The sequence below is a fragment of the Lacrimispora sp. genome, assembly GCF_036758025.1.
Classification (GTDB): Bacteria; Bacillota; Clostridia; order Lachnospirales; family Lachnospiraceae; genus Lacrimispora.
This window is the reverse complement of record NZ_DAIOXM010000001.1, coordinates 1-22,079: the sequence shown is the minus strand read 5'-3', so window position 1 is coordinate 22,079 and position 22,079 is coordinate 1. Positions and strand designations below refer to the sequence as shown.

Genomic DNA, 22,079 nt, shown 5'->3' with positions numbered 1-22,079 from the left:
TTGGGTCATGAGGGGTATAAAGACCTTTCAGCATAGGGCCTTCTCTCTGGGATACATCATCACTTACTAGTCCTCTTCAACGTCATTTTACCGATATGATAATTGTGACTGTATGGTTGATTCTACGTTATTTGCATATATTTGTCAAGGGTATGCCGTGCAGAAATACCATATCACCTGCTCATTTTTTCCTTTTCCTGATTCAATATTTCGGAGCAGTCTGCTGCGGAAACTCCCAATGTCTTTAGCAGCGTGTCTTTTTCCAAAGTAGGGGAATAATAAAATCCCTGCTGGTAATTACATCCTGCTTCTGTCAGTATCTTAACCTGGTTCTCTGTCTCCACACCTTCGGCAATAATGTTGATACCAAGCTCTCTGGCCATCCGCACCAGCCCTTGCAGAATAAATCGTGACCTGGGATTGGTCTCCAACTGCCATACAAACAGACGCTCCAGTTTTAAGGTGTCGACCGGAAGCTCTAAAATAGAAGAAACTCCGGAGTGGCCCGAGCCAAATTCATTGAGAATACACTCCACTCCCATTTCCTGCAGCTCCTGGAAAATGACATTGACATTTAAAGAAGACATAGTCAAAACGCCTTCCGTAAGTTCCAGAGCCAGCTTTCCCTTTGGTATCTGATAGGTATCCAGCATACGGGCTACCTGGTTCAGGAAATCTTCCTGCAAAAAGAGGACAGGGGAAATAGGCAGTGCAATGGATTCAAATTCACAGTCAGCTTCTATCAGTTCTTTGATGCACTGAGCCGCCTTTTCCAGAGCATAGTATTCAACAGCCCTGATCTGTCCGGAATCCTCGGCAACAGGAAGAAACTCTCCGGCTCCGACTAATCCCAGGCCATTAATAAAGATACGCATATAAAGCTCGGCCCGTGTAAACTTTCCGGTATCAAGGTTCACTGTGGGACGATAACGGACCTCTACTTCTCCCTTTTCCAGGGCTGTCTTTAAATAAAGGGCAATGGCCTGATGTCTTTGCAGCTGCTTTTGTAAATTGCTGTCAAAAACTACCGCCTGGTTAGGGCCGCCTTCTTCTGCCTTTATAACTGCCAAATCCAGACATTTTAACATTTGGTCCGGAGAAGCAGCATGTCCGGGATAGGAACAAATGCCCATCTGGACAGAGCATAAGCAGTCTGTCCCTCTGACCTTCCAGGCACTGTCAAACCGTCCTGCAATTTCCTCGGCCAGATTCAAGGCCTGTCCCTGAGTATATTTGTCCAGTACAATAATGAACTCCACACCAATGTAGTGACAGACCTCTTTCCCTGTCACCTCTCTTAAATATGTGAGAATCTGGTCCAAAAGACTTTCACAGTATTCATAACCGAATATCTGATTCAGCCGCTTAAAATTTTCTATGTAAATCTTCAGCACAGCCCCTCTCTCTCCAGAGTCCATAGCCTGGCTTAATAGGTTGAAACAGGATTCCTGTTTCGGCTTACTTTCTAAAACCGTACGCTCTGCTGCTTGGTGTTCAACTTCTGTTTCCACAGTTGGAACTGTTTTCTTTTGGAACCAGCTCATATGAATTACCTCCCCTTTATCCGTTTCCCGGTATGTTCAACAGCTTTTATATTGTAAAATATAACATACCCTATCCCCATAATCAAGACAGGTATTGATCAGCTAAATAAGAATCTCAAAAGCCGCCAGTGCCGTCTCCATTACCTGATCAGGAAATTCATAGCCTGCAGTATGAAGGCCCGGACAGTCTTCCCCTGCCCCCACGCCGAAAAACATTCCGGCCGCCCGTTTTAAATACCAGCCAAAATCTTCTGACCACCGGAAGGGCATTTCTGCCTCAACACAGCAAATCCCCTTTTCCTCCAAGGTTTTTCTGCATTCTTCCACAATAAGAGGATCATTGACCGTATCTGGAAATTCATCCTGAAAATCGTATTGAAGTCCTATGCCCTGCTCCTCGGCTTTCTCTTTTGCAAAGGAAAGTATGCACTCATTCAGTCTCTCCAAATCAGACAGCCGTTCCGCCCGAAGGGTAAGAGCCAGCTTCCCGTCTCCGGGGGAAATCCCAAAACTCTCCTCCCCAACCTTCACCTCTACGATGGTGGCAAGCACCATGCCTTTCATTTCCGGCTGTTTTGTAAACCCCGGAATGCGGCAGATCAGTTCTCCAATGAGCCAGGCAGGATTCACTCCCTGTTCCGGGTAAGCCGCATGGCTCTGCCTTCCTTTAAACCGGAGAATAAGGCCCTTTGAAGCACAGGCAAAGGTCCCTTTTCTAAGAACCACCTTTCCAAGAGGATATCCCGGCAGATTATGAAAGCCATAAATCCGGTCTATGCCCTTTTCGGTTAAAAGCCTGCTGCACATCTCCCCTCCCTGCCCTGTCTCCTCGGCAGGCTGAAAGATAAAGTACACATTCTTTCCAAGACTTTTTCCCTCAGTCAGAAGACAAAGCCCTGCAAGCACCGCACTGTGTCCGTCATGGCCACAGCCATGAAAAAGGCTTCCATCCTCTCCCGTAACCGCATCCATATCCGCCCGGAACCCAATACTTTCCTTTGCCCCTTCTTCCTCATGGACAGCGTAAAACCAGCCTTCCCGGTCAATGATCGTAAGGGAAGTATGGTTTTTTATAAAATCCTTCAGCAATTCCATGGTTTCCCGTTCTTCTCCGGATTTTTCCGGACATTGATACAATGCCCTCCTTAAGCCCCTTAACTTCTCATATGTATGATACTCCATTTCCGCCTCTTCCTTTCAAAGCCCGGCAGCATCCGCTTAAGCTGGGCGGGGCATGTACCAAAGGTCAATGCCCCATTTCTTTCCCACTATTATAACACGATCCCCCATACAACTCCACAATATCCTCAATAATCAAAAGCCCGATAGGCCCCAGAATAAATCCTAAAAGCCCAAATAACTGCAGCCCTGTATACATAGAAACAAGAGTTTCCAGGGGAGTCAGCCCCACCTTTCCGCCCATAATCTTTGCCTCCATGATTTCCCTCAAAAAGTAGCAGATGATGAAAATGGCAATCAAACCGATTCCGCGGACCCAGTTATGGCTTACCAGGGAAAATATGGCCCATGGGATCAAAATAGTTCCGGTTCCAAAAATAGGCAGGGCATCTAAAATCCCGATTGCAATTCCCATTAAAATAAAATATGGATTTCCCATAAGGAATAGTCCCACGGAACAGACAATCATAGTACACATCATAATTGTGCCCTGGGTCTTTAACCAGGCATTTCCAACGGTCATAAGCCGGTTTCCCAGCATGGCATACTCATAGCAGAACATGGAATTATCCCGTCTCACCCGGATATCATCCATTTCCTGCAAAGTCAGCACTGTGGCGACAAATAAAATTACGGTAAACACAGTAACCCGGATCATCCATTTCACCATGGTCATGGTATTTACCATGAGAAACGGCATGGCTCCGTCCTTTATGGCTGTTTCTCCTTTTGAGATCATTTCTCTCATGATATCCACCATATAGCCGTCAGGCAGCTTTAAAATCCCTTCTGCCCAGGAACAATGCCCCATCAGCCATTGATCCAGCCGGGCCATAATCCCCGGAAGGTTTTCAAGCAAAAGCTGGGCTTCCATGCACAGTTTTCTCCCTCCCACATAGAGCAGGATTCCAAGAACAATCATCAGTATAATAATTTCCACCCCGCCGATCACTGCCAGAGGCAGGGTAATGGTTCTTTTTTTTATGGTAAAACGGCATCTTTGTTCCACCCAAAGAGCAGAGGGGCGGAGGGAAAGTGCAAATACATATGCAATCAAAAAGGGAATCACAAGGGGCAGCAGATATTTAAAGCTGATATATACTGCCCCCGTAACTCCCAATATTAATAATGTTTTCTTCAGTTTCCTGCTGGGCTTCTCCATGGACTCACCTGTTTCTGATTTGTACTTCTTTTGTACATTTTCTAGTATGAGCCGCTATGAAAAAAATATGCGGAGTTTCCTCCTAGTAAAAAATTCCTGTTTTATTTTAACGGCAAAGCCTGAAACATCTCAAAGCCCTCTCCCTTAGGCTCTGCCTCATAGGTCATTTTCTTTTTTGTAACCGGATGGGAAAATGTCAGGCTGCGGGCGAACAAGGCCACATTTCCCCTTACAGACCCCTCTTGAAAACCAGGATTATACTTTCTGTCTCCCCACAGTGGAGTTCCATGTCCTGCCATCTGCACCCGGATCTGGTGATGGCGTCCGGTCTTTAATGTAATTTCAAGCAGGCTGTATTCCTCTTCCCCGTTCTTTCGGCTGTCCACAATCAGGAAGGAAAGTTCGGCAAGTTTTCCCTCTTTTATCCCCTTATCCACAATTTTAGAACAATTATTTTTCCCGTCTTTCCACAAATAATCCACGTAGGCTCCTGAGTTTTCCACTGGTTTTCCACAAACAACTGCTGCATATACTTTTTCCATTTCATGGCCTGAAACCTGCCTGCTGAGAACATCCGCGGCTCTTTTTGTCTTTGCATAGACCATAACGCCTCCCACGGGCTTGTCCAGCCTGTGGATAACTCCCACATATGGCGGAGCTGGCTTTGGGGATAAGGTGTGGATATGTCTCTTCACCTCGCTGACCATGTCAGGCTCAAAAGACTTGGCAGACTGAGATTCCACCCCTGCCGGTTTCTCCACAACCAGTATTTCTTCATCTTCGTATAATATGTTAAGGTTCATAAAATAACATTCCTTTCCTGTTTTTAAAAAAACAGTTGCATTTTTTCTTTTGCAAGTGTATAGTATAGAAAAAGACTACACATAGTATTCATTACTACGTTATATATTTTCATTGTTTCAAAAGGAGGAACCCCATATGAATGTAAAAGTCAAAGATCCTATCAGCGCACTTACCCACTTTATTGCCATGCTGCTGGCTCTCATTGCCGCCACCCCTCTTCTGATTAAAGCGGCTTCTGCCGGAACTCTTCATTTTGCGGCTTTGGCCATATTTATTTTCAGCATGGTTCTGCTTTATGCAGCCAGCGCCACATATCACACCCTGGATATTTCCCCAAAGGTGAATAAATTGCTGAAAAAGATCGATCACATGATGATTTTCATTCTTATAGCAGGAACGTATACTCCCGTGTGCCTGGTGGTCTTAGGGGACCGTACCGGCTGGGGCCTTTTGGCTCTGGTATGGGGAATTGCAATAACAGGTATTATCATTAAAGCCTGCTTTATCATGTGCCCCAGATGGTTTTCTTCTACCATTTACATTGCCATGGGCTGGGTATGCATGCTGGCATTCAGTAAAATTACAAAGGCCATGCCTCCAGCAGCCTTTATATGGCTTCTGGCCGGAGGAATTATTTACACCATAGGCGGCGTGATTTACGCCTTAAAGCTTCCTATCTTTCAAAATGGCCGCAGCAAGCTTGGAAACCACGAGATTTTCCACCTCTTCGTCATGGGAGGCAGCTTGTGCCATTATATTCTTATGTACCGCTTTGTAGCATAGAAACCACATAAAGCCGCCGGTCCTTTTTAAGCAAAGGGACGGCGGTTTTCTCATCCATTGATCAATTTCAGCTTGTCCTCCCTGGAAAGCTGTTTTATGGCCCATTCCCGGCTCATGGCCTCCTCCTTTGTGGAAAACGCTTCATAATAAGCCAGTTCCACCGGCCTCCGGCCCTTGGTATACTTGGCCCCTTTTCCCTGGTTGTGAGCCTCCAGACGCTTTTCCAAGTGGTTTGTCCAGCCGCAGTATAAGGTGTTATCTGCGCATTTTAAAATATAAGTGTAATTCACTTTTTCTCTCCCGGTACAGGAAATCCGTGCTATGTAAACGGCAATAACGCCTTGCAATCGCGTCACTACCGTCCAGGGTATCCTGTCATCTATTTTAAAGCACCAGCTGGATGCGTTCTGCCGCCGTCCATCCGATTACGAAAATAGCTTATTAATTCTCATAAAAGGTGCTGTTTTACAGCACCGTGCATCCGATTATGAAAATGTCTTTTCTTATCTTCATAATACTTCTTATGAGAAGTTGCTTTTTAACTTCTCATAAAAGGTGCTGTTTCCCAGCACCGTGCATCCGATTATGAAAATGTCTTTTTTATTTTCATAATATATTATATAACAGGACATGCTGATATGTGAATAGCAATCTTTATCTTTCCCTGTTTTCAAAAAATCATTCAGGAAAAAGAGCACGGCAAACGCCAGGCAAAAGTTACCTGTTTGCCTGGCATTTTATGAATATGATTAAAAAAATTATGTCTATGACAGCTCTTTTACAAGAATCAGGCGGTCTCCCGGCTTCACTGTTTTGTCCGTCAGACCATTGGTAGCCATAACTGTATCAATGGTGGTATGGAACTTTTTGGCAATTTTCCATAAAGAATCATCAGGCTGGACAATATATCCCACGATTCCCGGAAGCCTTTGCAGATTATTTAAATCCACGGGAGCCTCAGATGCACCGGCTATGATCTGTACAAACACCGGCTGGAGAGCCAGTAAATCCAGGGAAATGGTCGCCTTGACTTCCACGCTTCCGCCGCCCAGCATAACAGCACTTAACTGCTCCAGGCCCGGATTTAACTGGGTGACCGTATCGCTATTGATTCCAGGAGCTTCAATTAAAAAGTGGAAGGGAATATTCTCCACTGCGGATAAAATAGGCTGGGTGTCGTCAGAGGTCAGATAAAGCAGCCGCACCTCTAAAATACCCTCCACATGGAGTCCGTCTTCCCGAACCTCTGTCTCGTCAATTTTTACTGCGCCCTCACTGTGGCATATTTGAAGAATCTTTTCCGCCTGTTCCGGGCTGATCTTTTCTGCAACCTTACATTTGCTCATATTTTTCATGAGAATTTTATCAAAACGGGCTTCCCCGGTCTGAAGAGTCAGCTCCCGGTTGGTGGAATACAAGTCGCTTAAGAGCTCCATATTTTCTTCTTTATAGAGCTTCATATCCAGCTCTAAAACTGCATCCACATCGATTTCTCTCATTTCACCGTCTGAATCCGGTTTTGCCTCTACATCTTTATGTATTAAATGGACCATAACGGAAGAAACCATATCCCCGGAGGCCCCCGGAATATCCAGTTCCCCTGAAAATGGAATACTCTGCTCCACCCACTGTATGGGCACATTTTCCCCTTCGCCCTGATAAATGACGAAAACAGGCAGTTCTCCATCCAACATCATTTTTCCATCCATGCACCTGGTGGTCACACCCCGCAGCCTCATTTCGCTCCATAGAATGCGGTCAATATTCAGCTTATTTCCGGACAGAGTAATGGTGTCCTTGATACGGAATGTATCCTTGTGGCGCAGGGCAATGGATGCCACGTCCACATTGCGGCGGAGGCTTTCCACCACGGGTGCGTCTCCTGAGGACACTCCTGTGTCCACATCCACGGCAGCGTCCACATCGTATGCGGTTTCCACCTTGACCTGCAAGGTCACAATGGCCTTGACACTGAGTTTTCTGGAGTTAATAAGTCCTGCATTCAAGTCCTCTAAATCCCACTGAAGCTGAATAAAATCCTTTTCCTCCAGCCCCGGTACATTGACCGGCTCCTCAAAACTAATGCTTCCGGGAAGGGTCTGTAATCCGCCTTCTGCTCCCCGGTACAGGATGATGAATTCCAGCTTGCCCCGGGCCACCACCCGCTCCGCCTGGCTTTTTACAGAATCAATGACGATCTCACCAGAACTTAAAATAATCTGCTCCACATCATCCATGGTATCCGGTACAATAAAATCATCATCCAGAGTGATCTGTGATGTGGCATATCCTTTCCAACGATTCATATGTATGTTTTTCTTCACCAGCTCCAACATAAAAAAGCACCTGCCTTACCTTCTTTTATTCCTTTAAGAAAGTTTATGCAGGTGCATGTTTCAATATACTTTTTTTGTTCGCATTCCGGACATATCCTGTCCTCAGGGTGTTTCTTCTTCCTTTTCCCCGGTTTCCAGAGCCTTCTGAAGCTTTAAAATCTGTTCCTCCAGCTCCTTCATCCGCGCCTCCAGTTTCATATATGCCTCGGCAGACACCACACCGGTTCCCTCCTGGGGAATGGGCACTCCGCCAATCTTGATGGGACGGGCAGGGATTCCCACTGCAGTCACATTATTTTCAAGAGGCTTTAAAAGCACTGCATTGGCAGCTATGGTACAATTATCTCCTACATCAAAGGAACCCAGTATTTTGGCTCCCGCGCCTACGGTCACATTGCTGCCGAGAGTAGGATGGCGCTTTCCTTTATTTAATCCCACACCTCCCAGGGTCACTCCCTGGTAAATGGTGCAGTTGTCTCCCACCACCGCAGTTTCACCGATGACCACTCCGCATCCGTGGTCAATGAGTATGCCGTGTCCCATCTGGGCACCGGGATGAATTTCAATCAGTGTGAAAAACCTGGCCAGCTGGGAAATCAGCCTTGCAATAAAAAACAATTTATGCTGGTAAAACCAGTGCGCAAAGCGGTGCCAGATCAGCGCATGTATGCCCTGATAAAGCAAAAGCACTTCAAGGGCATTTCTGGCCGCAGGATCCCTCTCCTTTACTGCCTTCACATCGAGCCATATATCCTTTAATATCATAGTGATCCTCTCCTTTTGTCCTGACTCCTGTTTGAGTTAGTATATCATATGGCGGAATAAGAAAAAAGGAGAATTTACACAAATCCCCATTTCCTCACAAAAACAGCCGCCCTGCTCCCTCAAAGTGTGCAGAACGGCCGCCCGGCTCAATTTGCCTACTGAAATACCACCGGAAGCTCCGACATCTCTGTTTTGATGACAATAAAGGGATAAGAGGCTTCCGTTCCCACATTCTCTCCCTTTCCCGGCCCGATTAATTCCGTATTCAGAACAATGGAATTATCGGTCAGATACAGTTCATTGACAGCAATGCTGTAACCTCCGCTGGCCTGATGGCCATACCCGGTCACTATGTAAAGATTCTGATCATCGCTGAAGGTCAGCTTAAACGGGGACTGCATTTTCTCCCCAATAATCTGCTTAAGCTCCTGAGGAATATCCCCTTCGGCAACCACTGAAAATTCCAGGTCCCGCACCTTGCCGCCTTTATCCTTGTTAAAAATACAGCCGCCCAGCAAAGCCCCTGTCAGCATCAGAACGGCCAGGCCAAATAAAATCGGCCATTGCTTCATAAACAATCTTTTCATACCACACTCCCAAACTCATTGATTGGTACTATTTATATGGGAATGACAGGGGCTTTATGAGAAAGTTTTATGCCTTTTTATGCACTGGAATCCAGATTTCACTTCTGTAATCGTCTGAATCCATATCTTCCATGGAATACCATTCCAACTGGGGACCGTCAGCCATATCATAGCCGGACAGAGGGAACCATTCTGTAAATATCCTCTTCCACACGTTCTGCTGCCCCTCAGGCATCCTGCCTATGCATTCAAATATGGCGTATGTGCCGGCCGGTATGATGATTTCCTCCATGTCTTTTGGTATTTCTTTTCCTGATCCGGTTGCAATGTAGTAATCGAATACCTTTTCTTCCATATTGGCGCATACTCCCATGCAGGACAGATCTTCCCGGTCATTGAATTTCATCATTTCTTCAAACTTGCCCTGGCGGCCCACTTCGGACCAGAACTCCGGAATCCGCTTGAAATTTTCTCCGTTTTCCACAGACATTCTTTTCTTAAAGCCTACCAGACGAAACTCTTCCAACTCTTTTACACAATAATTCATAGCCTCTACTCCTTTAATGGTTATTTCAAATGAGATACGGGGATAGGCCTTAATCTTGACCCCAGGGGTTCTTACCTCACTGGGATTTACACCGTGGATGGCACAAAATGCCCTGGCAAAGGAAACGGGAGACTCATAGCCGTACTTCATGGCAACGTCAATGACCTTTTCCTCTGTGGTCAAAAGCTCCATGGCAGCCAGCGACAGCCGCCTCCTTCTGATGTAATCCGCCAGGGATACGTCCGCCATAAAGGAAAACATCCGCTGGAAATTAAAACTGGAACAGCAGGCCCGTTTTGCAGCCTCTTCCAGGTGAATTTCTCCGGTGAGATTGTCTTCCACGTAATTCAGCGCCCCGTTCATCTTTTCCAGCCAATCCATCCAAACCCTCCCCTATCTGTCCTTGATAACCTCAGTATAGACTATTCCAGCGTTATAATCGCAACTTTCCTTGCACAAAAAAGTGAGGTCAGGATCTTCCTGCAATTTCCCCGTACATTTCCGGTCTGCGGTCCCTAAACAGCCCCCAGTTTCTACGTTCTTTCAAAATCTCATCTAAGTCAAAAGAAGCCAGGATCACCCCTTCTTGCTCCCTGCCCATGGACCGGACAATGGCCCCGGTGCTGTCTGTAATAAAGGAAGAACCGTAAAATTTCAAAGAAGAGCTTTGTCCGCCGTTTTCTGTACTGGGAGTGACAGCTTCCTCTCCAATCCGGTTGGCTGCTGCCACAGGAACAATATTAGAAGCAGAATGACCCTGCATACAGCGCCTCCAGTGCTCCATGCTGTCACACTCCAATATAGGCTCGCTTCCAATGGCCGTTGGATACAAGATCAGCTCTGCTCCCTTTAATGCAAGACATCTGGCCGTCTCAGGAAACCACTGGTCCCAGCATATGCCGATTCCAATTTTTCCATATAAGGTGTCAAACACCTGAAAGCCCGTGTCTCCGGGGGTGAAATAAAACTTCTCCTGATAATAATGGTCATCGGGAATATGAGTCTTTCTATATATTCCAAGATTACTTCCGTCTGCGTCCAGAACTGCCACAGAGTTAAACATGGTGTTTCCCGACTGCTCATAAAAGCTGATGGGAAGAACTACGGAAAGCTCTTTTGCTATTGCGGCAAAATGCCTTACCGCGTCGTTTTCCTCCGCCGTCTTTGCAAAGGGATAGTATTCGTATCTTCTCTCCTGACAGAAATAAGGGCGTTCAAACAGTTCGGGAAGGAGGATCACATTGGCCCCCTCCCCTGCTGCCTGCCGCACCAGACGTTCCGCATTTGCAATGTTCTTATTAATATCTTCACAGCACTTCATCTGAACTGCCGCCACTGTCACTTTTCTCACTGAATTTCTCCTTTTGGGATCTGCTGCGTAATGCAGTGAATATTGCCGCCTCCAACGATAATGTCCCTTGCATAGACCGGATAAATATTCCGTTCCGGGAAACATTCCTTTAATATCCTCACGGCCTCTCCGTCATGCTCATCTCCAAACTGAGGGACAATCACCCCTCCGTTTGATATATAAAAATTCACATAACTGGCCGCCAGACGCTCTCCTGCTTCCCTTTCATCCTCTCCCGCCTCAAAAACAAAGCCGGAAAGCTCATCTTCCCTGATACAAACCGGATTCTTTGGAATAAGAAGCTTATGGATTTTAAAATGCCGTCCTGCTGCGTCTGTCTCTTCTTCCAGCAGCTTTAAGTCTGCCAGGGACATTTCATACTGAGGATCATCCTCATCGTCGGTCCAGGCCAGCACCACCTCACCTGGGCGGACAAATGCGCACACATTGTCCACATGTTCATTGGTTTCATCCTGATAAATTCCGTGTTTCAGCCAGATAATCTTTTTTGCTCCCAGATAAGCCGTTAACTGCTCTTCAATTTGAGTCTTAGTGAGAGAAGGATTTCTCCCGGGGCTTAACAGGCAGGCTTCGGTCACCAGTAAAGTTCCCTCTCCGTCAGAATGAATGGAGCCGCCCTCCAGAACAAAATGTTTGGCATCGTAAACCGGATATCCGAACCGTTCACAGAACCGTCCGGCAACCAGATCATCCTTATCCCAGTCCTGATACAATCCGTCTGCAGTTCCGCCCCATGCATTAAACTGCCAGTCAATTCCCCGGACCTCTCCATGGCCGTTGACCACAAAGGTAGGACCTACGTCTCTGGCCCAGGCATCGTCCGATTCCATTTCCACCACTTCAATCCGCTCAGAAAGCATTTCCCTGGCATTTTCTGCAACATCAGGCTCTGCCAGCATGATCACGGATTCGCTGTCTGCAATGGCCTCTGCAATCTGTACAAAGGCCTTTCTGGCCTCCTTTGCCCCAAAGGGCCAGGAACCGGGCCGCTTGGGCCAGATCATGATACAGCCCCTGTGAGGCTCAAATTCCCCCGGCATATAAAATCCGTCATCAGCCGGAAGATTTTTCAATCTCTCTATCGTCATTCTCCGCCCTTTCTATCTATCCAGATTCATGCCGGCCTCGAAACGCACCTGAACATTCATTTTCCTTAATCGGCACGTCCGCTTAAGACAGCCTGTTCTTAAAATCTTCATACCCAAATTCTCTGATCACCCGGCACTCCCCAGCCTTGTCCATAACAGCAATGGAAGGCAATGGCATACCGTTAAAAGTATTGTTCTTCACCATGGAATAAATGGCCATATCCATAAAATACAACTTATCCCCCGGCTTTATCTCCCTGTCAAAGGAATAGTCGCCTATCACATCTCCGGCCAGGCAGGTGCAGGAAGAAAGCCGATAGGTAAAGGCCTTTTCTCCCGGCAGACCGCTGTCCTTTAATGGGGGCCTGTAAGGCATTTCCAGCACATCAGGCATATGGCAGGCGGCAGAAGCATCAAGGATCAGAGTTTTAATCCCGTTTTCCACCACATCCATCACCTCTGTCACCAGATAACCGGCATTTAAAGCAATGGCCTCTCCCGGTTCTAAATAAATATGAAGGTCGTATTTCTCCTGCATTCTCTTAATGCACTCTTCCAGCAGGCCGATATCATAGTCTTCTCTGGTAATATGATGGCCTCCCCCCATATTCAGCCAGGATAAGCCGTGTAAATACTTCCCAAATTTCTCCTCTACCGCATCCAGAGTCTTTTTCAAATCATCTGCATTCTGCTCACATAACGTATGGAAATGCAGGCCCGAAATATAAGGCAGCCATTCCTCTTTAAAATTGTCAAGAGTCACGCCCAGCCTGGACCCGGGTGCGCATGGATCGTAAATTTCATGGCCCTCCTGGGTGGAGCACTCCGGGTTAATCCGGATTCCAGCACTCACCCCATGGAGGCAGTCCTTAAACTTCTCCAACTGGGAAAAGGAATTAAACACAATATGATCGCAAATCTTAACCAGCTCATGAAAATCCGCTTCCTTATAGGCCGGAGCAAAGACGTGGTTTTCAAGCCCCATCTCCTCCCTGCCAAGGCGGGCCTCAAAAAGGCCGCTGGCAGTGGTTCCGTCAAGATATTTTCCAATAAGGGGATACTGGGAAAAACAGGAGAACGCCTTTTGAGCCAGCAAAATGCTGCACCCCGTATGTTCCCTGACCCCCTTTAAAATCTCTAAATTTTCCTCCAGCCTGCCTTCATCAACTACATAGCAGGGAGTCTTTAATTCCTCAATTTTCATGCTTTATTCCTGTCTCCAAACCTCTACGGTTTCCGGGTCCTCGCATACTACCCATGGAAGCCCCCATTTGTTTAAAGCTTCCATATAGGGATCGGGATCAAACTCTTCCACATTGAATACACCGGGCTTTTTCCATGCGCCGGTCATCACCATCATGGTGCCGATCATGGCCGGAACGCCGGTTGTATAGGAAATGGCCTGTGAGCCCACTTCTCTATAACACTCCTGATGGTCGCACACATTGTAAATATAGATAGTTTTTTCCTTCCCATCCTTTACTCCCGTAAAAATGCAGCCAATATTGGTCTTTCCTACGGTTCTGGGGCCGAGAGAAGCAGGATCAGGCAGCAAAGCCTTTAAAAACTGGATAGGAACGATTTCCTGTCCGTTAAATTCAATAGGAGAGGTAGAAAGCATACCTACATTTTCCAGACACTTCATATGGGTTAAATAGCTCTGCCCAAAGGTCATGAAAAAGCGGATTCTCTTCACTCCCGGAATATTCTTAGCCAGGGATTCGATTTCCTCATGGTGAAGGAGATACATGTCCTTTTCTCCTACTTCGGGGAAATCATACTTGGACTTAAACTCCATAGGCTTTGTCTCAACCCAGTGTCCATTCTCCCAATAAGAACCGTTGGCAGATACTTCCCTTAAGTTAATCTCAGGATTAAAGTTGGTTGCAAAGGGATAGCCGTGATCTCCTCCGTTGCAGTCTAAGATATCAATGGTGTGAATTTCATCAAAATAGTGTTTTAACGCATAAGCGGAAAATACGCTGGTCACTCCCGGATCAAAACCGGTTCCAAGGAGAGCGGTAATCCCAGCCTTTTCAAAGCGCTCCTTATAATCCCACTGCCAGGAATAATCAAAATAAGCGGTAAATCCCAGTTCCTCACAGCGTTTCTCATAGATCTTTCTCCACTCCGGATCATCGGTATTTTCCGGCTCAAAGTTAGCCGTATCAATGTAATCCACCCCTGTTGCCAGGCAGGCTTCCATAATGGTCAAATCCTGATAAGGAAGGGCCACATTTAAAACTGCATCAGGCTTATACCCCTTAATCAGGGCAGCTACCTCAGCCACACAGTCCGCATCCACTTTTGCAGTCTCAATCCTGGTTTTGGTCGTTCCCTCCAGTTTAGCCTTTAACTCATCACATTTTTCCTTTGTTCTGCTTGCGATGCAGATGTCTGTAAACACCTCGCTGTTCTGACAGCATTTTTGAATTGCCACTGAGGCAACACCGCCGCATCCGATAATTAATAATCTGCTCATTCTTTTTCCTCCTCTTCCAATAAATCTTCCACATATTTTGGCAGCATAAAGGCTCCTGTGTGAAGATTAGCTGTATAATACCAGGTTTCTATATTTAATTTTTTCCAAGTTTCCGGTTTAAAATCATGAATGGGGTGATACTTTTTTGATGCAAAGCCAAAGAGCCAGTAACCTGACGGACAGGTGGGAATATGAGCCTGATAGACCCGGCTTATGGGGAAGGAACGGTATACCTTCCTGTGCATGCTTCTGCAGGCCATTTCATCCTCATCGTAAAAGGGACTTCCATGCTGGTAGACCATGATTCCGTCATCCTTAAGGGCCTTATAGCAACTTCCGTAAAATTCCTTAGTAAACAGCCCTTCCGTATGCCCAAAGGGATCTGTGGAATCGTTGATGATCAGGTCATAGGCTTCCTTTTTATTTCTCAGAAACCGAAGCCCATCATCGTAAAAGACCCGGACCCGCTTGTCCTCAAGTCCTATTGCCACCTCCGGAAATATATCCCGGCACACATCCACAAACAGCTTATCCGTCTCCACCACGTCAATGGATTCAATGGAAGGATACTGCAAAAGCTCCTTTGCCACGCCTCCGTCTCCCCCGCCGATGATCAGCACATTCCTTACATTTGGATGGACTGCCATGGGAACATGAGTCACCATTTCATCGTAAATAAATTCATCCTTTTCAGAAAAAACAATGTCCCCATCCAGAGCCACAAATTTTCCAAACTCCTGGGAGTCAAACACATCAATCCTCTGATACTCGCTTTCTCCGGAAAACAACTGTTTATCGATCCGCACTGAAAGCTTTACATTGGAAGTATGCAATTCAGAAAACCATATCTCCATCTTTTTGCCCTCTCCTTCCTCCTCTTACTTTTTCAGCACCATCAGATGCTCCACTGCCGGGTCCTCGGTTCCCTGCATGGAGCAGCCCTTTTCCCTGGCATAGATGATGTATTCCACAATTTCCTCTGTAATCATTTCTCCGGGAGCCAGAATGGGAATTCCCGGCGGATAGCACATGACAAACTCCCCGCTGACCTCACCTGCGGCTTCCCGCACCGGCAAAGATACCTTTTGAGAGTAAAATGCCTCCTGAGGGGAAATGACCACCTTAGGCGCTATGTACTCTCCGGAGAGCATTCCCGCCCTGTCCTTCTTATAAAGCCGCTCAATATCCGCCAGAGCCCCTACCAGCCGTTCAATGTCCTGAATCCGGTCCCCAATGGATATATAGGCCAGAATGTTGCAGATATCCCCAAACTCAATCTGAATATCATATTCATCCCGAAGGAGGTCGTAAACTTCAATTCCCGCAAGGCCATTTCCCAGGGTGTAGACCGAAAGCTTTGTCACATCGTAATCAAAAATACTGGTTCCGTTGATCAAGTCCCTTCCATAGGCATAGTATCCTCCGATGGAATTGATCTCCCCTCTGGCATATTCAGCCATTTCCGCCACCTTGGCAAAAGATTCCTCTCCCCTCAGGGCCAGATTCCTTCTGGATATATCCAGGCTTGACAACAGAAGATAAGAAGCGCTGGTAGTCTGGGTCAGGTTGATGATCTGGCGCACATAATCCCCGTTTACCCCTTTGTTTAACAGGAGCAGGGAACTTTGAGTCAGGCTTCCCCCTGACTTGTGCATGGAAATAGCCGCCATATCTGCTCCGGCTTCCATAGCAGATACCGGAAGGTCCTTCCCGAAATAGAGATGGGTTCCATGGGCCTCGTCAGCCAGAACCTTCATTCCATGGGCATGAGCCAGCCGTACAATGGACCGGATATCAGAACAGATGCCGTAATAGGTAGGATTGTTTACAAATACAGCCACCGCATCAGGATTGTCTTCAATAGCCTTCTCCACCTGGCTGATTTCCATTCCCAGGGAAATGCCCAGCATGCTGTTCACCTCAGGATTTACATAAACCGGAACCGCACCGCACAAGACCAGGGCATTGATGGCACTTTTATGGACATTTCTGGGGAGTATGATCTTATCTCCTGCCTTGCAGACCGATAAAATCATGCTCTGGACCGCTGACGTGGTCCCTCCCACCATTAAAAATGCATCAGCCGCTCCAAATGCCTGGGCTGCCAGCTGTTCCGCATCCCTGATCACGGAAACCGGATGGCATAAATTGTCAAGGGGTTTCATGGAGTTTACATCAAGTCCTACACACCGCTCCCCTAAAAGCTGGGCCAGTTCGGGATTTCCTCTCCCACGCTTGTGCCCCGGCACATCAAAGGGAACCACTCTCTTTCTCCGGAATATTTCAAGAGCCTCATAAATGGGTGCCCTCTTCTGATCTTCTCTGTTCATATGGCCTTCTATTTCTCCTTATCCTGAGATTATCCCTTCCCGCAGGCACGGGGATTGGGCGAAAATTTTTGCATCAAAAAAGCAGGTGACTTCACATCACCTGCCTGTAATTTCATGAATTAAATAGCTGCAAGGGCACTTTTCCCCTATTTCTTCATGACAATTATCATTTCCGTCTACATAGCAAATATATCGTCCCTGCTATTATTGATCGTTTCACAAGATGATGTGCAATTGCACTGATTATTAAGTAATCAACTTATAAAATTTGAGCTTCTAACTCAATCAATAATGTGGTTTCCCACGCTCGGCAGCCGACCCGCCTGTCCGTCTGGGCTTAACTTCTTACGAAGTGGTCGATATTTGCATGAAAACGATAATGTCTCTTCATACTGGGGTAAAGAATAACACAATCTGCAGATCCATGTCAACAGATTTTTTTATAAAAAACAATTTTTTTTAACTTTATTCCGTTTTTTCAGACCCGCTGCTGTCCTGCAGAAGAGCATAGAATTCTTCCAGCACCAGGTCATTTTCCACCAGGAACTTGGCTACTGTTTTTCCTACATAACGGAAATGCTCCGGCTCGTGGCGGATTCCTGTAATATTTTCCTTATCCTTCGGGTAACGGGCGATAAAACCAAAGCGGTAGCTGTTTTCAGCCAGCCACGCCGTCTCCTCCCTATCCTCGTCCAGATAAAAATAAGCATTGGGAGCGATATCCACTACCAGACCGGTCTGATGCTCACTGGTTCCCGGCAGGGCAACCCTGGCCTTGCTTTCATAAAAAGCCTGATGATAATCCAGCCCTTCCTCCTGAAGCCGTCTTAAGCACTCATTAAAAAGGGACTGCTGCCTCTTTAAATCACGATAGGCGGAGTATATCTGAAAGTGATATCCTTCTGCTTCCGCCGCAGACAGCATATCCTCCAAGTCCCCTGCAATACGCCTGTCCACACTTTGTCCCGGCTGTATCTCCACTAAGTCCACTTGAAAGCTGGGCCTTAAGGGATGGGTGTCATTGACCAGCATCAGCTCCCAGGAGCTGGTATCCACCAGTATATCTCCATATACGCTGGAAGAGACTTGAACCGGCTCCGGTTCCGGAACAGGCTTGCTGTTTTTCACCTCATCAGCCTGATTCCGAAGCTCTTTATTTTCATTGTAAAGCTTGTACCGTTCCTTTGCCAGCCTGCTGTTTTCTGTTTTAAAATATACAGCCAGGCTGGTGGGGACCAGGATAAGCAATGCAATGGTTGTAAGTATTAAATGACGGAAAAACCGTACACTTCCAAAGTAAGGTTTGCGCCTGAGGTTTCTTCTTTTGTTCATAATCTTCTCTATCAATCGTAGGTAGTCATCATTCCCTTGATCTTGGCTCCCTGTATAATAGCAAATGCTTTGGCATAAACCTTACCTGTCACCATAGCGCTTCCCCCAAAGTGTATGGTATCTTCCGCTTTGACATCACCTTCACTGACACCTTCGCTGAACACATTGGCGGCCGTAATATCTCCCTTGATTCTTCCATTGACACCTACATCAGCCCGTTTGTCAACCGTTAAGTTTCCGTTGACCTCACCTTCCACTCTCACGTTGACACCGGAAACGTCTCCGGTCACACGGCCCATGATTAAAACATCACCTCTGCTGGCAACACTTCCGGTTACCTGACCGTAAATATTCAAATCCGACTGCGTGACAATATCGCCGTTGACAATCATGTCCTCTGTAATCACAGCCACCTTGGAAGATATCTGGTTTACAGGTTCCATGGACAATGTCTTTGTCTCCACAGTATAGGAGGAAACCTTGCTGGTCTCCGCTGTCATGCGGACCGGTGCCTGTCCGGCAGAAGGGTCCTGAAAGCCGGAAGGATTAAAAAATGAGCTCTGGTCCGGGCTCAATACCTCTTCACTGGTCCGGGCTTCCTGCACAGCTGCCCTTGGTTCCTCTTTATAGTCCGGAATATCGGTCTCATCCCCTGTTCCCGAAGAATAACCCAGCAATTCATTGACAGCTTTCTTGAAATTGCTCTCTTGTTTTTTAATCATACGGCCTCCTTTGTACCAATTCCTATATAACAATGCTATATATTCTTATTTTATACATACTAGTTATTATAATAAAATTTCATGTTAAAAACAAGTAGTATTGGATAAAATTGTTAAGGAATTTGTAACAAAAAAATAATTTTTACAGCAGAACAGCCGCCCGAAAAGCGGCGGCTGCCCATTTTTATTCTGTTAATTCCTTTTGCTGCACATTTGCAGCCGATGCTGGTATTTCTCTTTAGTGGCAAGGCCCCCCCGGATATGGCGTTCTGACTTATTGATGTCAAGAATCACTCTGGCTCTTGCTGCCAGGGAGGGATTGATATGCTCCAGGCGGTCTGTTACATCTTTATGTACCGTGGATTTGGATATGCCAAATTTTTTTGCCGTCTGCCTCACGGTCGCATGGTAGTCTATGATGTAATTGGCGATCGCTACCGCCCGCTCTTCAATATATTCCTTCAAGAAAATCCCCCTGCTAGGACGTTTTTACCATCATATGCAAAGGACTTTTAAGTTAGTACCAAATCGGACCACATTACCATGCTGCTTTGAAACAAAAGTTTTTATGCTTATTTTTATACCTGTCCGATGAATAATTTTCCGGCACCAGTATCCGCAGTTCCTCGTTTTCCGCCAATATTCTCCGGAAAATGCCCCACTCCCACAATGGCAGGAATGCCAAGACTCTTAGCGAGTATGACCATATGGGAGCAGGAAGAACACCTGGACGTTACTACAGCTTTTAATCTGGCTTTTCCCATTTCTGCAATTTCACTTGGAAAAAGCTCACTTGTGCATAAAATGACCTGCCCTGCTGCAAGTTCTTTGTTGACGCTTCCCCCAAATAAATCAGACAGAATGATAACCTGATCCTAAGGCACAGTCTTTTGAAAAACTGTTCCAGCTCCTCCTCATCCAATAACATATAAATCCGGAAATGTCATGTAAGAAAAGCTTAAAACAAGGCTATTTCAAGGCTTTCAGCGACTTTTCCATTATACGGCTGTCAAGGCCCCGGACCAGTACCAAATCAGACCACATTGATGTTTCAGACTATAACAAATTTCCATTGACGCAGGGCTCAATAACATCTATAATTTAATGAGATATTATGTATATACTTCCAATTATGATAAAATAAGGAATATACCGACTAAAGGAAAAAAAGACTGGGATCCAGTCTTTGAGGTGAAAAAATTGATTTATCTTCCTATTGAAAAGCTGGTTGATGGCATGGAACTGGCTCGAAACATTCAAGGGCCAAACCCCATGCTTCCCTTTGCAGTAGCCGGGTGTAAATTAAACGAACGGATTATCGCCCGCATGCAAAGTGTCGGGGTTCAGGGGGCTTATATCAATACAAAATTGGCAGAGGGAATTGAACCGGAGGATTTTGTGGAGCCGGAATTAAAGGCAAAGATGCTCACAAGCATTCGCAAGGCCTTTGATGAAAGTCTGAAAAAGATGACCTTTCAATCCAGCAGGCAGATCTACCAGGAGATCACCAGTGTAGCTGAAACTGTTGTTATGAATATTTTAAGCAAGGATAAATATCTTTTCCAGATGATTGACATCAGAGATTATGACGGATACACTTACTCCCACAGTCTTTATGTGGGCATTTTAAGCGTCCTGCTGGGCCGGTACATCGGACTGCCCCTCAACCGCTTAAATGATCTGGCTCTCTGCGGTCTTCTTCACGATATCGGAAAGACCGACATCCCCATTGAAATAACCAATAAAAACGGTCCTCTTACTGACGATGAGTTTGAAGTTATGAAGCAGCACCCCAGCATCTCCTATGAAAAATTGGGACAGAACACCATTATTTCTCAGGCAGTCCTGCAGGGAATCCGCACCCACCACGAAAAGTTTAACGGAACCGGATACCCCTTGGGCCTTGCGGGAGAGGACATCCCTCTTTATGGGCGCATCTTAGCCATTGCAGATGTCTATGATGCCTTAAACTCTACAAGACCTTACCGGAAAGCCTGGGCTCCAAGAAAAATCTTTGATTATTTAAGCGGCTGCGCTGACACCCATTTTGACCCGGAACTGCTTACCGCTTTCCTGCAGTGTGTTGCCGCTTATCCTGTTGGTACAGTGGTCCACTTAAGCGATGGCAGCACAGCTATTGTCAGAGGTAATACACCGGGATTTGCGCTGCGTCCCATTATCCGCATTATTGCACCTCCCACAAAGGCCGGAACAGATCTGGATCTTTCCTCCGAGGCACTGAATGTCACCATTCTTGACACAGATGAATAATTAAAAAAAGAAACGGGCCCTTCCTGATTTACAAAGGAATCTGGTCCGTTTCTTAATCCTCTTAATTCCAGGGGTAATCCTGGTCCAGAATGTACGATAAAAGAGCCTGGCAGCCTTCATAAACATCATCATAAGTGAGATCAAAATCCCCGGTGTACCATGGATCTGCAATGTCTCTCGGATTATTTGAAAAGTCCAGGAGCTGTTTTACCTTTCCTTTCGGATCTCCTCCTAAAATCCGGAGCATATTCACCACATTTCTCTTATCCATGGCAATCAGATAATCATACTTATCATAGTCCTTCCGTGATATCTGCACCGCATATTTTCCCTCAGTAGAAATTCCATATTGCTTCAGCTTTTCCCTTGTGCCCCTATGTACCGGATTTCCGATTTCCTCTGTACTGGTTGCCGCTGACGCCACATAAAAACAGTCGCTTAAGCGTTCCTTTTCTATCATATCCTTCATCACAAACTCCGCCATAGGAGATCTGCATATATTTCCATGACAGACCATCAAAATGCGGATGACACCCCGATCTTTCTCCATAATCAATGCTCCTTATCTGTCCCTGCTGCTGTATTTTGCATGATCCTTCTTTTAATTTACCTTTTCATTCCGCAGATTGCAATACCGGAATGAAAATTTTTAATAAAAAAAGCGCAAACCCAGACATGGATTCACGCATTAAAATTCAATGTTATGCAATATCATCAATTGCATATACCCTCAAAACCACACATTGTTATATATCTTTCATCCGTTCTTACTTCC

Annotated in this window: 22 protein-coding genes and 1 other annotated feature (1 of these 23 running past the window's edge); of the genes, 2 read left to right on the top strand and 20 right to left on the bottom strand. The window is 46.1% G+C overall.

All coding sequences use genetic code 11. The features are described from left to right. Positions 1-89 (bottom strand) — a binding site (T-box leader); it reaches 118 nt to the left of the window's first position. 84 nt (positions 90-173) lie between these two features. From V7M78_RS00110 to V7M78_RS00095, 4 genes are all read right to left on the bottom strand, one after another. Then, positions 174-1,544 (bottom strand): GGDEF domain-containing phosphodiesterase, encoded by a 1,371-nt coding sequence (locus V7M78_RS00110; protein ID WP_333645419.1) that lies wholly within the window; start codon positions 1,542-1,544, stop codon positions 174-176. A gap of 102 nt (positions 1,545-1,646) precedes the next feature. Then, a complete protein-coding gene (locus V7M78_RS00105; protein ID WP_333645418.1) occupies positions 1,647-2,726 on the bottom strand; it encodes a M20/M25/M40 family metallo-hydrolase in 1,080 nt (359 codons plus the stop codon). 64 nt (positions 2,727-2,790) lie between these two features. Then, positions 2,791-3,885, bottom strand: coding sequence for an AI-2E family transporter (locus V7M78_RS00100; protein ID WP_333645417.1), 1,095 nt, complete (start codon positions 3,883-3,885; stop codon positions 2,791-2,793). Between the two features lie 101 nt (positions 3,886-3,986). Further along, positions 3,987-4,688, bottom strand: coding sequence for an RluA family pseudouridine synthase (locus V7M78_RS00095; RefSeq protein ID WP_333645416.1), 702 nt, complete (start codon positions 4,686-4,688; stop codon positions 3,987-3,989). 136 nt (positions 4,689-4,824) lie between these two features. Between V7M78_RS00095 and trhA the strand changes: the two genes are divergently transcribed. Then, positions 4,825-5,472: a PAQR family membrane homeostasis protein TrhA gene (trhA, locus tag V7M78_RS00090; protein ID WP_333645415.1), complete on the top strand. Its 648-nt coding sequence runs from the start codon at positions 4,825-4,827 to the stop codon at positions 5,470-5,472. A 50-nt stretch (positions 5,473-5,522) separates the two neighbouring features. Here trhA and V7M78_RS00085 read toward each other — a convergent pair whose 3' ends face one another. From V7M78_RS00085 to V7M78_RS00015, 15 genes are all read right to left on the bottom strand, one after another. Beyond that, the gene (locus V7M78_RS00085) at positions 5,523-5,762 is read right to left on the bottom strand and encodes a GIY-YIG nuclease family protein (protein ID WP_333645414.1); all 240 of its coding nucleotides are present in this window, start codon (positions 5,760-5,762) and stop codon (positions 5,523-5,525) included. A 474-nt stretch (positions 5,763-6,236) separates the two neighbouring features. Next, positions 6,237-7,808: a DUF3794 and LysM peptidoglycan-binding domain-containing protein gene (locus tag V7M78_RS00080; protein ID WP_442914602.1), complete on the bottom strand. Its 1,572-nt coding sequence runs from the start codon at positions 7,806-7,808 to the stop codon at positions 6,237-6,239. Positions 7,809-7,910: 102 nt separating this feature from the next. Then, positions 7,911-8,573, bottom strand: coding sequence for a serine O-acetyltransferase (cysE, locus tag V7M78_RS00075; protein WP_333645413.1), 663 nt, complete (start codon positions 8,571-8,573; stop codon positions 7,911-7,913). A gap of 155 nt (positions 8,574-8,728) precedes the next feature. Next, complete coding sequence (locus tag V7M78_RS00070) at positions 8,729-9,145, bottom strand: protease complex subunit PrcB family protein (RefSeq protein WP_442914612.1); 417 nt, start codon at positions 9,143-9,145, stop codon at positions 8,729-8,731. Between the two features lie 82 nt (positions 9,146-9,227). Next, positions 9,228-10,088, bottom strand: a complete 861-nt coding sequence (locus V7M78_RS00065; protein WP_333645411.1) for an AraC family transcriptional regulator — start codon at positions 10,086-10,088, stop codon at positions 9,228-9,230. 88 nt (positions 10,089-10,176) lie between these two features. Then, positions 10,177-11,058 (bottom strand): N-carbamoylputrescine amidase, encoded by an 882-nt coding sequence (aguB, locus tag V7M78_RS00060; protein ID WP_333645410.1) that lies wholly within the window; start codon positions 11,056-11,058, stop codon positions 10,177-10,179. Then, positions 11,055-12,167, bottom strand: a complete 1,113-nt coding sequence (gene aguA, locus V7M78_RS00055) for an agmatine deiminase (protein WP_333645409.1) — start codon at positions 12,165-12,167, stop codon at positions 11,055-11,057. Before aguA ends, aguB begins: the two co-directional genes overlap by 4 nt. Before the next feature lie 82 nt (positions 12,168-12,249). Beyond that, positions 12,250-13,371, bottom strand: a complete 1,122-nt coding sequence (nspC, locus tag V7M78_RS00050) for a carboxynorspermidine decarboxylase (protein WP_333645408.1) — start codon at positions 13,369-13,371, stop codon at positions 12,250-12,252. A 3-nt stretch (positions 13,372-13,374) separates the two neighbouring features. Then, complete coding sequence (locus V7M78_RS00045) at positions 13,375-14,649, bottom strand: saccharopine dehydrogenase family protein (RefSeq protein ID WP_333645407.1); 1,275 nt, start codon at positions 14,647-14,649, stop codon at positions 13,375-13,377. Continuing rightward, a complete protein-coding gene (gene speE / locus V7M78_RS00040) occupies positions 14,646-15,503 on the bottom strand; it encodes a polyamine aminopropyltransferase (RefSeq protein WP_333645406.1) in 858 nt (285 codons plus the stop codon). The genes V7M78_RS00045 and speE overlap by 4 nt, the downstream gene beginning before the upstream one ends. Positions 15,504-15,527: 24 nt before the next feature. Next, entirely contained in the window at positions 15,528-16,979 is a 1,452-nt protein-coding gene (locus tag V7M78_RS00035) for an aminotransferase class I/II-fold pyridoxal phosphate-dependent enzyme (protein ID WP_333645405.1), read from the bottom strand. A gap of 465 nt (positions 16,980-17,444) precedes the next feature. Then, positions 17,445-18,311, bottom strand: coding sequence for a M15 family metallopeptidase (locus V7M78_RS00030; RefSeq protein WP_333645404.1), 867 nt, complete (start codon positions 18,309-18,311; stop codon positions 17,445-17,447). 11 nt (positions 18,312-18,322) lie between these two features. After that, positions 18,323-19,033 carry a polymer-forming cytoskeletal protein gene (locus tag V7M78_RS00025; RefSeq protein ID WP_333645403.1) on the bottom strand — a complete coding sequence of 237 codons (711 nt, stop codon included), beginning with the start codon at positions 19,031-19,033 and terminating at the stop codon, positions 18,323-18,325. A gap of 192 nt (positions 19,034-19,225) precedes the next feature. Next, positions 19,226-19,498: a sporulation transcriptional regulator SpoIIID gene (spoIIID, locus tag V7M78_RS00020; protein WP_333645402.1), complete on the bottom strand. Its 273-nt coding sequence runs from the start codon at positions 19,496-19,498 to the stop codon at positions 19,226-19,228. Positions 19,499-19,611: 113 nt separating this feature from the next. Further along, complete coding sequence (locus tag V7M78_RS00015) at positions 19,612-19,839, bottom strand: PEP-utilizing enzyme (RefSeq protein ID WP_333646025.1); 228 nt, start codon at positions 19,837-19,839, stop codon at positions 19,612-19,614. Positions 19,840-20,224: 385 nt separating this feature from the next. On the opposite strand from V7M78_RS00015, the gene V7M78_RS00010 reads away from it, so the two are divergent. Continuing rightward, positions 20,225-21,304, top strand: a complete 1,080-nt coding sequence (locus V7M78_RS00010; RefSeq protein WP_333645401.1) for an HD-GYP domain-containing protein — start codon at positions 20,225-20,227, stop codon at positions 21,302-21,304. 61 nt (positions 21,305-21,365) lie between these two features. Here the strand turns inward: V7M78_RS00010 and V7M78_RS00005 are convergent, their stop codons facing one another. Beyond that, entirely contained in the window at positions 21,366-21,854 is a 489-nt protein-coding gene (locus V7M78_RS00005) for a low molecular weight protein-tyrosine-phosphatase (protein ID WP_333645400.1), read from the bottom strand. Between the last annotated feature and the right edge of the window lie 225 nt (positions 21,855-22,079).